This window comes from Candidatus Spongiisocius sp. (assembly GCF_965221825.1).
In the GTDB taxonomy this organism is placed as follows: domain Bacteria; phylum Actinomycetota; class Acidimicrobiia; order Spongiisociales; family Spongiisociaceae; genus Spongiisocius.
This window is the reverse complement of sequence record NZ_OZ244917.1, coordinates 650633-664634: the sequence shown is the minus strand read 5'-3', so window position 1 is coordinate 664634 and position 14002 is coordinate 650633. Positions and strand designations below refer to the sequence as shown.

The following is a 14002-nucleotide window of genomic DNA, read 5'->3' as shown; positions in this document are numbered from 1 at the left end:
GCCCACCCAGCCGGCCCCGACCTGGGGTTCCTTCGTCGGGCTATCGGGCCGAGTGGGCTTCTTCAGCCCATTCCTAGCCGGCCAGGCATGCGCGGGCCACCGCCTCCCATCCGGCGGCGAGGGGAGAGATGACGTCCATATGGTCGGCATCCGCCAGCTCGACCAGGCGGGATGGGTCACCGGCCGCCAGGGACGCCTCGACGAACCGGTGGCTCTGATCGGGCGGCACGGATCGGTCCCGGCGGCCGTGCACCGCCACGGTGGAGAACCCGCCGGGTAGAGCCTTGATGGGGTCGACCTTCGCGAGATGAGCGCGGCGGTCATCACCCAGGAAGGCCGAGATGAGGTCGTCGAATCCGGAACCTGTGTTTTCCAGGTCGAGCATCCCTGCGAGCGAGACGAAGCCGACCGGCCGCACGGATGCGGTCCTGGCGGCGAAGAATCCCAGCTGGGCGCCGGCCGAGTGTCCGATGACCGTCACCCGTTCGAGGTCGAGGCGATGGTCGTCGGAGATGGGGGACAGGGCGCCGACCGCGGCCGATACGTCCGCCATGGAGTCCCGCCAGCCGCCCACCGGCGGGACCCGCCGGTACTCGACATTCCAGGTGGCCGTTCCCCTCCTGGTCAGGTCGACCGCGGCCCCGTCCATCAGATCACGGGTGTAGGGGTCGGCCCACCCGCCACCGTGGACCAGGACCGCCACCGGGTGCGGTCCGGGAGCATCGGGAAGCCGCAGGTCGGCCACTTGGTCGGGGTGTGGTCCGTATGACAGGGTGAGGGGCGGATGGGCCCGCCGGTAGTGAAGATGGGAGATGGCGTCCAGGTAGCCGGCGACGCCCCGACCGAAGATCTGGTGCACGCAGGCCGGTTCGGTCACAGAGATACGCCGCCACGGCTCCCGCTCCCGGACGTTGGAGATATGGATCTCGACGGTGGGGACATCGGCCGCCTCGATGGCGTCGTGGAGCGCGTAGCTGGTGTGGGAGAAGGCGCCCGGGTTGAAGACGATCCCGTCCGCGGTCTCCCGGGCGGCGTGAATGGCCTCGATCAGCTCCCCCTCGTGATTGGACTGGAGGGTGTCGAGCCGGTGGCCGAGCCGGGTCGAGCGCGCGTGGCACTGCTCGACCACGTCGTCGAGCGTGGCCGAGCCGTAGACCTCCGGGGCGCGCCCGCCCAGGAGGTTGAGGTTGGGGCCGTTCAGCACCAGGATTCGCATGATCCCCAGAGCGTAGGCGGGCCGGGAGGCCGGGTGGGATCGAACATGGTGGTTGGTGGTTGGTGGTTGGTGGTTGGTGGTTGGTGGTTGGTGGTTGGTGGTCGCTCTCTCCCCGCATGTGAGTACCGCACCGATTCAATGTGCCGATTTCGGCTAACCGGGGTGTCCGTCGCCCTCCGATGACCCGGGGCGGTTCATCCGGAGCGGTACACTCCGATTGGAGGGCGATGGCGTTGAGAGACGGAAAAATCGGCTTCGGTCTGGTCGGGACCGGCATGTCGGGCGGCTTCATGGCCAAGGAACTCGAATTCGTCGATGGCGCCGAGTTGGTGGCGGTGTGCAGCCGGAACGAGCCCAACGTTCGGAGATTTGCTCAGACCCACGGTGCCAGACACTGGTTCACCGATTATCGGCGGTTGGTGGAACACGATGATGTCGATGTGGCGGTTGTGTCGGTTCCCACCGGTATGCACGCCGAGGTGACGATCGCCGCTTCGAACGCCGGCAAGCATGCCTTGGTGGAGAAGCCTCTCGAGACCACCTTGGAGAGGGCCGATCGGATGATCGGCGTTTGCCGGGCGAACAACACCAAGCTGGGGGTGGTCTTCCAGATGCGTTTCGGGGTGGTGGCGCGCACCCTCAAGGAGGCGGTTGACTCGGGTCGTCTGGGGCGGGTGTTTCTGAGCGATGCGGTTGACAAGTCGAGCCGGACGGCTGCCTACTACGCCTCTGCCGCCTGGCGGGGAACCGAGGCGCTCGAGGGTGGGGGTTGTCTAATGACCCAGTCCATCCACATCATCGATCTGCTGCAGTATCTGATGGGGCCGGTGCGGTCGGTGATGGGACGGGTGGCCACCCAGTTCCACGACATAGAGGTGGAGGACACTGCTACCGCGGTGGTCAGCTTCGCCAGCGGCGCCATGGGGATCATCGAGAGTACTTCCTCGGTCCGGACCGCCCTCAAATCCCGGGTCGAGCTGCATGGAGAACTGGGAACCGTGGTCGCCAATGCCCAGTACGACAAGTTCCTTGTGTGGGATGTCAAGGGTGACGAGGGTCGCGTGGAGTTGGACCCGGATTTCGGGTTGACCGACATCGACGACCCTTGGGCCTATCCGCAGACTCGCCACCGGATCCAGCTCCAGGACATGGTCGACGCCATCCGCGAGGATCGTGATCCTGTGCTCACCGGTGAGGACGCCCGGGTATCGCTGGCCATCATCATGGCCATCTACGACTCCTCCCGCCAGGGACGGGAGGTGTTCATGGACTCCTACCGGCCGGGGAATCCCGTCCCCTGAATCCTGGTGGGTCTTAGTAGTCGTCGCGGCGGCGGGGGACCTTGATCTCGCTGCCGAGGCGGAAGGTGACGCGCTGGAGTACACCCTGGAACGGGAAGGGCGCTTCGTAGCGAGTACTGATGGGACCGTATTCGTCACGGCCCACGTCCATACCGGCAAGGGAGATCCAGATCAGTACGCGGTCGAAGTCGAACCATCCACCCCGGTGGTCACCGGCGCTCAGGCGACCCCGACCGTCTCTCTCACCCAGCAGGTCGAATTCGAACCCTAACGTCAGGGGATCGTCGTCCGGCAGGGAGATGCTGTGGGTTATGACCGGACCCGCCGCGTTGTACTCGTAGTGGAGGCGTCCGTCCTTCATGTACAGCACGAAGCCGGATGTCGGGTGGCCGTAGGCAACGATCACGCCCTCCATCTCGCCGGAGGCGACCGCCTCGATCTTGTAGGAACAGTGCTCGATCGGGGGTGTGGCAGCCCGCTCGACGTGGCTGAGGGGTGGGTAATAGTCGACCCGCCGCCGGTAGAGCGGAGACCGCTCGTCCATGCTGTAGGACCAGAACAGCTCCATGTAGCGGTCGTCGAGCGGCAGCACATCGTTGGCCTCCGCCTCGCGCCAGAACAAGCGGTCGAGTTCAGCCAGTTTCTCGGGCTCGGAGGCGGCTAGGTCGGTGAACTCGGAGAAGTCCTCGTCCAGGTGGTAGAGCTCCCACTCCTCCGTGGCATAGGGATCGCCGGGCGTGTGGCGAGTGACCGCTTTCCATCCGTCCGCCCATATCCCCCGGTGACCGGTCATCTCGAAGTATTGCGGGCCCTTCCGGCTCGGCGCCGTCGGGTCACCGAACGTGTAGGCCATGCTCTTGCCGTGGATCGGCAACTGGGAACGCCCGAGGTACTCGGCAGGCGGCTCCACTCCCGCCACCTCGTAGATGGTGGGCGCGATGTCGATCAGGTGGTGGAACTGATCAAGCACGGCGCCGGGGGAAGCCGTTCGGTCCCCCCACTTGACGATCAACGGAACCCTGATGCCTCCGCCGTGCGTGTAGCGCTTGTACCACTTGAGTGGTGTGTTGGAGGCTTGTGCCCAGCCCCTTGCGTACTGGGAGTCGGCGGTGGGACCTCCGATCTCGTCGATCCGATCGATGATTTCCGCCGCCCCCGGCTCGATGTCGTTGAAGAAGTGGATGCGCCCGAAGGCCCCGATATCGCGGCCGTCCATGGCCGCCCCGTTATCGGAGCACACGAAGATGAGCGTGTTGTCCCAGCGACCCACCCGTTTCAGGTGATCGAAGAGGCGCCCGAGCGCCGCGTCGGTGTGCTCGATGAAGGCCGCGTAAGCCTCCTGCAGGCGCGCTGATACCAGACGCTCCTCCGCGGTAAGGCTCGCCCACGGGCGAACATCGGGATTGCTCGGCGGCAGGTCTGTACCCGGCGGGATGATGCCGGCCTCCAACTGCCGCTCGTGCCTCTGCTCGCGGATCCGGTCGTAGCCGGCGTCGAAACGACCGCGGACCCTCTCCATGTACTCGGGGGGAGCATGATGCGGTGCGTGGGCAGCACCGAGAGGAAGGTAGAGAAACAGCGGGTCCCAGGGGCGGTGGGCGATGTGGTCGGAGACGAACCGTGAGGAGCGGTCTATCAGGTCATCCGTCAGGTGGTATCCGTCCTCCGGCCTGGCCGGAGGCTCGATGTGATGGTTGTCACGCACCAGTTCGGGGTAATAGTGGTCTGCCGCACCCCCCAGAAACCCGTAGAAACCGTTGAAGCCCCGGGCCAGAGGCCAGTCGCCGTAGGGCCCGGCCGGTCCCTGGCTGTCAGCCGGAAGAACGTGCCACTTCCCCGCCGCAAATGTGTTCCACCCGGACTCGCGCAGCACCTCGGAGATGAGCGCCGCCCTCCTGGTGATCCGCTCCTGGCCGCTGGGGTAGTCGTAACGGGTCCCGGTGAGCATCCGCATGCCCACCGCATGGTGGTTGCGACCGCTCAGCAGGCAGGCCCGAGAGGGCGAGCAGAGCGTCGTGGCATGGAAGTTGTTGTAGCGGTGACCGCCCGCGGCCAATGCGTCGAGGTTGGGAGTGTCGATCTCGGATCCGTAGCAACCCAGGTCCGAGAAGCCGATGTCGTCGAACATGATGAGCAACACGTCGGGCCTGCGGCCGTCACCTTCGGTCGCACCGACCGCGTGCGGCTTCCGTTCTGTCCCACCGCCGTTCATTATCCGGCGAGCCTACTCCACCGCCTGCCTATGGCGCACGCTCGGCCCAGCGTTCGCAGGCTCGAGACCGCCTCGCTCGGTGGCAGTTCCGGGCTGCAGTATCTCCACCTGGTCGCCCACCCTATATTGACACCCGATGGCAGGTGTATCTACGGTCTCGTTGACGGACAAGGCTCCGGCGGTGCGCATCTACCCCCGCCGGCCTTGCAACCATGTGCAAACTGCTCCTGCAATCACCTCGGAGGGAGGATCTGATGATTGCCCGAAACCGGAAACCCTTTTCCGTTCTCCTACTTTTGACGGTCTTCGCCCTAGTGGCAGCCGCGTGCGGGTCCGACGACGACAGCACGCCGGCAACTGCCGCCACGACCCAGGCGACAACCACTACGGCAGCCATGGAGGAAGCTCCAACTACTACCGAAGCGATGGCAGAGGCTCCCACCACCACCGAGGCGATGGCAGAGGAAGCTCCGACCACTACCGAGGCAATGGAAGAGATGATGGGGACCGAGGTTCATGTCCCCATGTACGACACCTGGGAGGACGTGCTCGCCGCCGCTGACGGAACCACGGTCAACTGGCACATGTGGGGAGGCAACGAGAACCTCAACAGCTGGGTTGACACCTACATCGGCGATGTGGTGAAGGAGCGTTACAACGTCACCCTCAACCGGGTTCCGCTCGGCGATACCGTCGAGGCCGTGAACCTCGTCCTCAACGAGCATCAAGCCGGAGTGACCGAGGGCGGAAGCGTCGACATGATCTGGATCAACGGAGACAACTTCAAGACGCTGAAGGAGGCAGACCTGCTGTTCGGGCCGTGGTCGGAGGGGATCCCCAACGCCGTGCACGTCAACTGGGACGATCCATCGATCGCTTACGACTTCGGTGTCTCTGTTGACGGCCTCGAGTCGCCATGGGGTTCTGCGCAGATGGTCTTCGTGTACAACTCGGCCTTCGTGCCGGAACCGCCCGGAACTTTCGAGGCTCTGGCGGAATGGGCTCACGCCAACCCGGGCCTGTTCACCTACCCGGCCCCGCCGGACTTCCACGGCTTGAGCTTCGTGAAGCACATGTTCTACTGGGCGGCCGACGACTACTCGGTGTTCCAGCAACCATTCGACCAGGCGGTGTTCGACAGCATCGCTCCGAAGGTGTGGGAATACATGAACGCCATTGAGCCCGATCTGTGGCGCGGCGGCGACACCTATCCGACCAGTATCGGAGCCCTGCAGGATCTGCTGGCCAACAGCGAGGTCTATTTCGGCATGTCGCTCAACCCGCGGCGACCGTCAACCTTGATCAACAACGGGACCTACCCCGACACCATCCGCACGTGGGTGATGGACACCGGAACGCTCACCAACAAGAACTACGTGACGATCCCGAAGAATGCCACCAACCCGGCCGGCGCGATGATTGTCGCCAACCACATACTGAGCACCGAGAACCAGTTGATCCAGGCCAACCCGGAACAGTGGGGATGGGGACTCCCCACCGATACCAACACCTGGACGCAGGAGGAGCGTGACATCCTCAACTCGTACGACCGGGGAGTGGCAACCCTTCCCTTCGACGTGCTTGCCGCGGCCGGATTGCCCGAGCCGCACGCTTCATGGCCGACGCAGATGGAGGCGGGCTGGATCGAGAACGTCCTCGAGGCCTAGCCGAGAGGTGAGGAGCACGGTGGGGCCGGCGCACGATCAAGCAACCGGCCCCACCCCGACCTTCGGGCAGGGAGCGCATTCGTGTCGATGACGCTTGAACGACGCCAGACGCCGCTGAAGGAACGGCTGAAGATCCCACTGATGCTGACACCGGCGTTGGCGGTAATCCTCCTGCTGTTCCTTGGCGGCCTGGTGGCCGGCCTCATGCAGAGTCTTGGCTACTTCCCGGCCGCCGGCCTCACCGAGTTCACCTTCCGCCATTATGTGGACGCGGTCGCCGACCGGAACTTCCTCGTCTCGCTGTGGACCACGTTCCGCATCGCTTTCTCGGTCACGCTGCTGTCGACCGTACTGGCCGTCGGCGCGGCTCTCGTCCTGAGGCAGCGCTTCTCGGGTAGCCGTCTGGCGACGTTCCTGTTCCAGATTCCTCTCCCCGTACCCCACCTGGTGGCCGCCAGCGCAGTCATCCTGCTGTTCTCCCAGAGCGGTCTCCTGTCTCGCATAGCCGCTGCCTTAGGACTGATCAACGCTCCTGGTGAATTCCCGGCGATCTTGTACGACAAGGCCAGCATCGGAGTGATGTTGTCGTTCATGTGGAAGGAGATCCCGTTCATCGGCTTGGTGGTGCTTGCCATCCTCCAGAGCGTCGGTCCCCAGTACGAGGAGCTAGCCCAGACCCTGGGAGCTACCAAGAGGCAGCGGCTCGTGCACGTGTTGTTGCCTCTCATCATGCCCGGAGTGGTGTCCACGTGGATAATCGTGTTTGCCTTCACGTTCGCGAACTTCGAGATCCCGCTCCTGCTCGGACAGAGTTTCCCGACCACCCTTCCGGTCCAAGCCTTCCGAGAGTTCCAGCGTCCCGAGCTGACGTCGAGGCCCAAGGGGATGGCCATTGCCATCGTGCTGGCCGTGATAACGGTCCTCCTGCTGATCGCCTACAGGCGGCTGGCCCGATACTCGAGGTCGACGTGAAACAGGCGGTCAGGATCCGATGATGTCGACACCCACTCACGGGACTGCCCCAGGTCCGGACCAGGCAGTGAGCGAACAGCTGCTACCCGAGCGGCGGCAGGTCAACTGGTTGCGGTGGGCCACCGTAACCATCATTGTGGTGTCGGTGGTCCTGCCGGCGGTGTCGCTGCTACTCAGGTCCTTCTCTTTCCGCTGGCACTACCCCGACGTCGTTCCCGGCGAGTGGGGCCTCGACGCATGGACCTACACCATCGATGACACGTCCCGCGTGTTCGAATCGCTCGGAAATAGCCTACGCATCGCGCTGCTGACCACCACTCTGGCGCTCCTGGTCGGTATGCCGGCGGCCCGAGCCCTGGGCCAGCACCAGTTCCGCGGCAAGCGCGTAGTCGAGTGGATTCTGATGATGCCGATCATCGTGCCTGCGCTGGTGGCCGCCATGGGGATCCACATCGTCTTCATCAGGCTAGGCCTCACCGCGACCGTCCTGGGCGTGTCACTGGTCCACCTGATACCGGCCACACCCTATTTCGTCCTGGTGATGTCCAGCGTGTTCGCCAACTACAGCCCGGCCCTGGAGGAGACGGCCCGGACTCTTGGCGCCAACAAGATACGAGTGTTCCGGCACGTCACGTTGCCCGCCATCTCGTCGGGACTGTTCGTGGCCTGCCTGTTCACGTTCCTGATCTCATGGTCGCAGTACGTGACCACGGTGCTGATCGGCAGCGGGATACTGATCACGCTGCCGATGGTGCTCTTCCCGTTCCTCGGGCAGGGAAATGCCGCGGTGGCGGCCTCGATTACATTGATCTTCGTCGCACCCGCAGTCATGGTGTTGATCCTGACCTCTAGGTCGTTAGGGCGCGGCTCGACCGTGATGGGAGGTTTCGGCAAGGTATGACGGATGTGTCTCTCGTCCATCTCGGGCGCGCGTTCGGTGACAAGTGGGCAGTCAAGGACCTGAACCTGGAAATCGCCTCCGGGGAGATGGTTGCGTTGCTCGGTCCTTCCGGCTGCGGGAAGACCACCACCCTGCGGATGATCACGGGGCTGGCCCGCCCCACCACCGGGGACGTCTTGTTCAACGGTTCGTCGGTTGTGGACGTCGCTACCGAACGACGCGAAGCGGTCTTGATCTTCCAGCAGCATCTCCTGTTCCCCACCATGACCGTGGCCCAGAACGTCGGTTTCGGCCTCAAGATGGCCGGCATGGGCAAGGGCGAGATCAACCGGCGGGTGGAGGAAATGCTGGACCGGGTCGAGTTGTCCGGTCTCGGCACCCGCAAGGCGCACGAACTGTCCGGCGGCCAGCAGCAGCGGGTGGCCCTGGCCAGAGGCCTGGTCACCCATCCCAAGGTACTGTTGCTCGACGAGCCGCTCGCCAACCTGGACGCGAACTTGCGCATCACCATGCGCCACCTGATCCGCTCGATCCAACGGGATCTCGGGATCACCGCCATCTTCGTCACTCACGACCAGGAGGAGGCGGTCATGCTCGCCGACCGGATCGCTTTGATGTTCGACGGGACACTGCAGCAGGTCGGCAAACCGGACGAGTTCTATCGCCATCCTCGCACGGCCGGCATCGCCAGCTTCTTCCGCAGCCAGAACTTCCTGCCCGGAACTCGCCGCGGCAACGTGGTCAGCACCGGCGCGGGCGATCTGGTAGTGGGCCACAACGTGGCCGACACCGGCGATGGACCGGTCGTAGTCACGGCGCGGCCGGAGACCCTGACGCTGTCGAACCGGGCAGGCGGGGAGAACTGCCTCCCGGCGACGGTGACCTCGGCGATATACATGGGTACCCATACCCAGGTCTTCGTGCAACTGGCGGACACCACATGGACGGTCCACGCCCCGCCGTCCGCGACTCTCAAGACGGGCGACCAGGTGTTGGTCGAGTTGCCGAAGGAGCACATCTGGATACTCGAGGACGACTCGGGGGCCTAGGACGGCAGGCCGGGGAACGGCCAGGCCCCGGTGGAGCATGATTGGAGAGGTGATGGGCGGTCCTCAAAGAATCGGAAAGACGAGGGAAGAGTCCGATGTCCGCTGGCCGCAATCCGCGCCCGTTGCCGACGGCCGGACCAACGTGGTGGTGATCCTCCTCGACGACGTCGGCTTCGGACAGATCGGGTGCTACGGGTCGTCGATCCGCACGCCCAACATTGACGCCCTGGCGGCCGAGGGGATCCGTTACTCGGCCTTCCACACCACCGCCCTGTGCTCACCGACTCGGGCAGCGCTGCTGACCGGGCGGAACCATCACAGTTGCGGCATGGCCAGCATCCCGCAGCTGGCGATGGGGTATCCCGGCCACAACGCGGTAATGCCACCGGAGCACGGCATGCTCTCGGAGATCCTGCGGGATCGCGGCTACAACACCTTCGCGGTGGGCAAGTGGCACCTGACCCCCGATTACGAGCAGACCCCGGCCGGCCCATTCGACCGGTGGCCCCTCGGGCGCGGATTCGAGCGTTTCTACGGGTTCCTGATGGGGATGATCGATCACTGGCATCCGGGCGCCCTCGCCCAGGACAACCAGTTCGTAGACCGTCCCGGCGGCAACGGATATCACCTGAGCGTCGACTTGACCGACCGGGCCATCCAATACCTGGCCGGCGCGCACTCGGCCAACCCCGCCAAACCGTTCTTCCTCTACCTGGCCTACGGGGCGGGTCACTCCCCCCACCACGTACCGCTGGAGTACGCCGACGCCTACCGGGGCGTCTTCGATGAGGGGTGGGACGCGGAGCGGCGACAGGTGCTCGACCGGCAGAAGCAACTGGGGTTGATGCCGGAGTCGGTGGGCCTGCCGGAAAGGAACTGGGGTGTGGCCGACTGGGATACGCTGTCGGACGACCAGAAGCGACTGTACACGCGTATGCAGGAGGTCTACGCCGGTTTCATCACGCACACCGACCGCCAGATCGGGCGGGTGGTGGAGTTCCTGCGTCGGATCGGCCGCCTTGACGACACGATGATCGTGTTCCTGTCCGACAACGGCGCCAGCCTCGAGGGCCAGGAGCACGGCATCATCAACGAGTACGCCATGTACAACGCCCTGTTCCCGGAGTTCTCCGAGCTCCTGGAACACATCGACCGGATCGGCGGGCCCGGATACATGAATCACTACCCCCGGGGCTGGTCGATGGCCGGCAACACACCCTTCCGAGAGTGGAAGCGGTCCGTGTGGCAGGGTGGGATCGCCGACCCTTTCATCATCCGGTGGCCGGACCGGATCGAGACCGCCGGTGAGATTCGGCGCCAGTACCACCATGTGACCGACGTGTTGCCCACCATCCTCGAGGCACTGGACATCGAGCCTCCTTCGAGCATCGATGGCGTACCCCAATCCGAGATCGAAGGCGTGAGCATGTGGTACAGCGTCCTGGATGCCGACGCCGAGTCCCGCAAGCGGGTGCAGTACTACGAGATGCTGGGACACCGCGCGATCTACTACGAAGGCTGGAAGGCGGTGGCCGATCACGCTCCCATGAGCAGCCGGGGCAATTTCGGCCAGGACCGCTGGTTCCTCTACAACATGGCGGACGACCCCAACGAGACCACCGATCTGTCCGGGAAGCATCCGGACATAGTCCAGGACCTGGTTGACCGCTGGTGGGTGGAGGCCGGCCGGTACAACGTGCTCCCCATCGACGACCGTGGGCACGAGCGCTGGCCCGATCCCCGGCCCTCAGTCGGCCCCGACCGGGACACATTCGAGTACCTGCCCGATACGCAACCGATTTTCGCCCGGGGAGCGGTAAACACACTCAACCGGGACTTCGACATCGTCACCACGATTTCCCCCTGCCCCTCTGGGGTGACCGAGGGCGTCATCTTCGCCCACGGCAACCGGTTCGGCGGCTACACCCTTTTCGTCAAGGACGGAGAGGTGCGTTTCGTCTACAACCTGTGCGGCATCCGGGAATACCGGGTGACCGCCCCCCTTCCGGCAGGCGATGGTCCGGTAAGGGTGTCGGTCATCTACAAGAGAGAAGCGGACCATCGCGGCAACGTACGGTTGGTCGTGGGGGATGCCGAACCCGTCAATGGCCGCATCGGCATGACCATCCCCTGGGTCTTCCCCAGCCACAGCAGTCTCAACTGCGGCTTGGACAGGGGCCTGTCCGTCTGCCCGGACTACGAAGCTCCCTTCGCCTTCACGGGCGAGATAGACAAGGTTTCCGTAACCGTCGGGGAACAAGGCACCCTGGACAAGGCCAAGATCCTCGAAGCCGCACTCGCCGAGCAGTAGCCATCGGACCCGTTGCGGCCCGACCGGCTGTCCTGATTCCGTACCGCAATACGGGCCGTACACTCGGCGTGTAGAGCGGGAGGTCCGGATCTTTCACGACTTCGGTGGGGGATGGTGGTCGTACGTGCGCCACGACCGGGACCAGCGCGGTCCCGAGATCGATCGGGCGCTGTTACGGCGGGTATTCGCCTACGGCGTGCCCTACCGAATGTTGCTGGTAGGAGTCCTGGTCACCATCCTCGTCGTCTCGGGCCTGACGGTGGTGCCGCCGCTCCTGATCCGCGACCTGGTCGACAACGCCATTCCGTCCGCCGATGTGGGGCGGCTGACCCTGCTGGGCGTGGCCATGGTGGTGGTCCCGCTCATCAGCGTGTCGGTGGGCGCGCTGCAGCGCTGGATGAGCTCCAGGGCGGGGGAAGGGATCATCTACGACCTGCGCCGGGCCCTGTACACCCACCTCCAGGGCATGTCGCTGCGGTTCTTCACCGAGACCAAGACCGGCGAGTTGGTATCCCGTCTCAACAACGACGTGGTCGGCGCCCAGACCGCCATCACGGGCACCTTCGTCACCATCGTGTCGAACGTGGTCTCCGTGGTGGCCATCCTGGCGGTGATGGTTCAGGCCGAGTGGCGCCTCACGCTCCTGGCGGTGGCCGCGCTGCCATTGTTCATCTACCCGGCCCGGCGGGTGGGGCAGATGCTCCGCGCCATCACCCAGCGCCAGATGCGTCACAACGGGGCGATGGGGGCCATTCTCAACGAGACCTTCAACGTGAGCGGAGCCCTGCTGGTCAAGCTGTTCGGGCGCCGCAACGAGGAGTTGGCCCGCTTCTCGGCCGAGGCCGGGATGGTCCGCGACCTCGGCGTCCGGTCCGCGGTGGTGGGGAGATGGTTCTTCGCCGCCCTCGGGCTGGTGGGCGCCATCGGTACCGCGGCCGTGTTCTGGGTGGGCGGATACCTGGTGATCCAAGGGACCATGAGCCTGGGAACGGTCATCATGTTCTCGAGCCTCCTGGTGCAGCTCTACGGGCCCCTGTCGGCCATGTCCAACGCCCGGGTGGAGTTCGCCACCTCCCTGGTCTCGTTCGAGCGGGTCTTCGAGGTGCTGGACCTCCGCCAGGAGATAGTGGAGCGTCCGGATGCCACCGACCTCCGACCGGTGAGCGGGACGGTGGAGTTCGACGGGGTGTACTTCAGGTACCTGCAGCCGGACCCGGCCGGGTTGACGGCGTCAGCCGGATCCGGCGAGCCGGGCGAGACCCGGTCCCCGCAGTCTCCCACCCGGCGCTGGGCGCTGGAGGACGCCGCCTTCCGGATCGAGGCGGGTGAGCTGGCGGCTCTGGTGGGGCCGTCGGGGGCCGGGAAAACCACGGTGAGCTACCTCATCCCTCGGCTGTACGACGTGACCCGGGGCGCCGTGCGGATCGACGGGGTGGACGTTCGCGACGCCACCACCGAGTCACTCGAGCGCTCCATCGGGGTGGTCACGCAGGAGACCTTCCTCTTCCACGACTCCATCGCGGCCAACCTGCGGTACGCCAAGCCGGACGCCACGGAGGAGGAGATCCAAGCGGCAGCACGCGCCGCCAACATCCATGACTTCGTAGCCTCCTTGCCGGATGGCTACGGGACGGTGGTCGGGGAGCGTGGCTACCGCCTCTCGGGCGGGGAGAAGCAACGGATCGCCCTGGCGAGGGTGATCCTCGAAGACCCGCGCATCCTCATCCTCGACGAGGCCACCGCCCATCTCGACTCGGAGTCCGAGGCCCTGATCCAGGAGGCCTTGGAGCGGGTGATGGTGGGCCGTACCTCGCTCGTCATCGCCCACCGCCTGTCGACGATCCAGGCCGCCGACCGGATCCTGGTCCTCGACGGGGGCCGGCTGGTCGAGGAGGGAACCCACGAGGCCCTGCTGGAGACGGATGGCATCTACGCCCGCATGTACCGCACCCAGTTCCGCGGGACCGGCTCGAGTGATCGGGTCAGGCCCCCAGCATTCGCGATACCAGAGGGAAATGGTGGGCAAGGAGCAGGACGGAGCCGTCATGGCACACCCACAGGTGCTGATTGGCCCTGAACCAACGGTGCGGCGGTATCGCGTCCATGGCGGAGCGGTCGGAGAGGTTGGCGGGCCGGAAGGCCACGACCTCGCCGGCAGGGGCGCCGATCGCCTCCACCCGGCCGACCATGCGGTAGTCGGCGAACAGCGCCGCTATGCCTCCGAAGGAGTCACGGTTGCGGAAGGCGACCATGCCGCACTGCCTGCAGGCGATTATCGCAACGCCGTTACGGATCACCGGGGTGGTGTCGTGGTTTCGGCACATCGACACTATCGTGCCATGTGCCTGTGACAGATCCGGGTATTTCGGGCAG

10 protein-coding genes are annotated in these 14002 nt (G+C 65.2%); 7 read left to right on the top strand and 3 right to left on the bottom strand.

Annotated elements, in window-relative coordinates; all coding sequences use genetic code 11:
• Positions 1-73: 73 nt before the first annotated feature.
• Positions 74-1216 carry a type II 3-dehydroquinate dehydratase gene (locus ACOQPD_RS03085; protein WP_420613439.1) on the bottom strand — a complete coding sequence of 381 codons (1143 nt, stop codon included), beginning with the start codon at positions 1214-1216 and terminating at the stop codon, positions 74-76.
• Positions 1217-1449: 233 nt separating this feature from the next.
• Here ACOQPD_RS03085 and ACOQPD_RS03080 point away from each other — a divergent pair, with 233 nt between their 5' ends.
• A complete protein-coding gene (locus tag ACOQPD_RS03080; protein WP_420613438.1) occupies positions 1450-2517 on the top strand; it encodes a Gfo/Idh/MocA family protein in 1068 nt (355 codons plus the stop codon).
• A gap of 13 nt (positions 2518-2530) precedes the next feature.
• Here ACOQPD_RS03080 and ACOQPD_RS03075 read toward each other — a convergent pair whose 3' ends face one another.
• Positions 2531-4729: an arylsulfatase gene (locus ACOQPD_RS03075; protein ID WP_420613437.1), complete on the bottom strand. Its 2199-nt coding sequence runs from the start codon at positions 4727-4729 to the stop codon at positions 2531-2533.
• A gap of 254 nt (positions 4730-4983) precedes the next feature.
• On the opposite strand from ACOQPD_RS03075, the gene ACOQPD_RS03070 reads away from it, so the two are divergent.
• From ACOQPD_RS03070 to ACOQPD_RS03045, 6 genes are all read left to right on the top strand, one after another.
• Positions 4984-6396 carry an ABC transporter substrate-binding protein gene (locus ACOQPD_RS03070; protein ID WP_420613436.1) on the top strand — a complete coding sequence of 471 codons (1413 nt, stop codon included), beginning with the start codon at positions 4984-4986 and terminating at the stop codon, positions 6394-6396.
• Positions 6397-6483: 87 nt separating this feature from the next.
• Positions 6484-7368 (top strand): ABC transporter permease, encoded by an 885-nt coding sequence (locus ACOQPD_RS03065; protein ID WP_420613435.1) that lies wholly within the window; start codon positions 6484-6486, stop codon positions 7366-7368.
• A gap of 67 nt (positions 7369-7435) precedes the next feature.
• A complete protein-coding gene (locus ACOQPD_RS03060; RefSeq protein WP_420613434.1) occupies positions 7436-8269 on the top strand; it encodes an ABC transporter permease in 834 nt (277 codons plus the stop codon).
• The gene (locus ACOQPD_RS03055) at positions 8266-9318 is read left to right on the top strand and encodes an ABC transporter ATP-binding protein (protein ID WP_420613433.1); all 1053 of its coding nucleotides are present in this window, start codon (positions 8266-8268) and stop codon (positions 9316-9318) included. Before ACOQPD_RS03060 ends, ACOQPD_RS03055 begins: the two co-directional genes overlap by 4 nt.
• 52 nt (positions 9319-9370) lie before the next feature.
• The gene (locus ACOQPD_RS03050) at positions 9371-11629 is read left to right on the top strand and encodes an arylsulfatase (protein ID WP_420613432.1); all 2259 of its coding nucleotides are present in this window, start codon (positions 9371-9373) and stop codon (positions 11627-11629) included.
• Positions 11630-11753: 124 nt separating this feature from the next.
• Positions 11754-13706 carry an ABC transporter ATP-binding protein gene (locus ACOQPD_RS03045; protein WP_420613431.1) on the top strand — a complete coding sequence of 651 codons (1953 nt, stop codon included), beginning with the start codon at positions 11754-11756 and terminating at the stop codon, positions 13704-13706.
• Here ACOQPD_RS03045 and ACOQPD_RS03040 read toward each other — a convergent pair.
• Positions 13612-13953, bottom strand: coding sequence for a hypothetical protein (locus ACOQPD_RS03040; protein WP_420613430.1), 342 nt, complete (start codon positions 13951-13953; stop codon positions 13612-13614). The genes ACOQPD_RS03045 and ACOQPD_RS03040 overlap by 95 nt on opposite strands.
• Between the last annotated feature and the right edge of the window lie 49 nt (positions 13954-14002).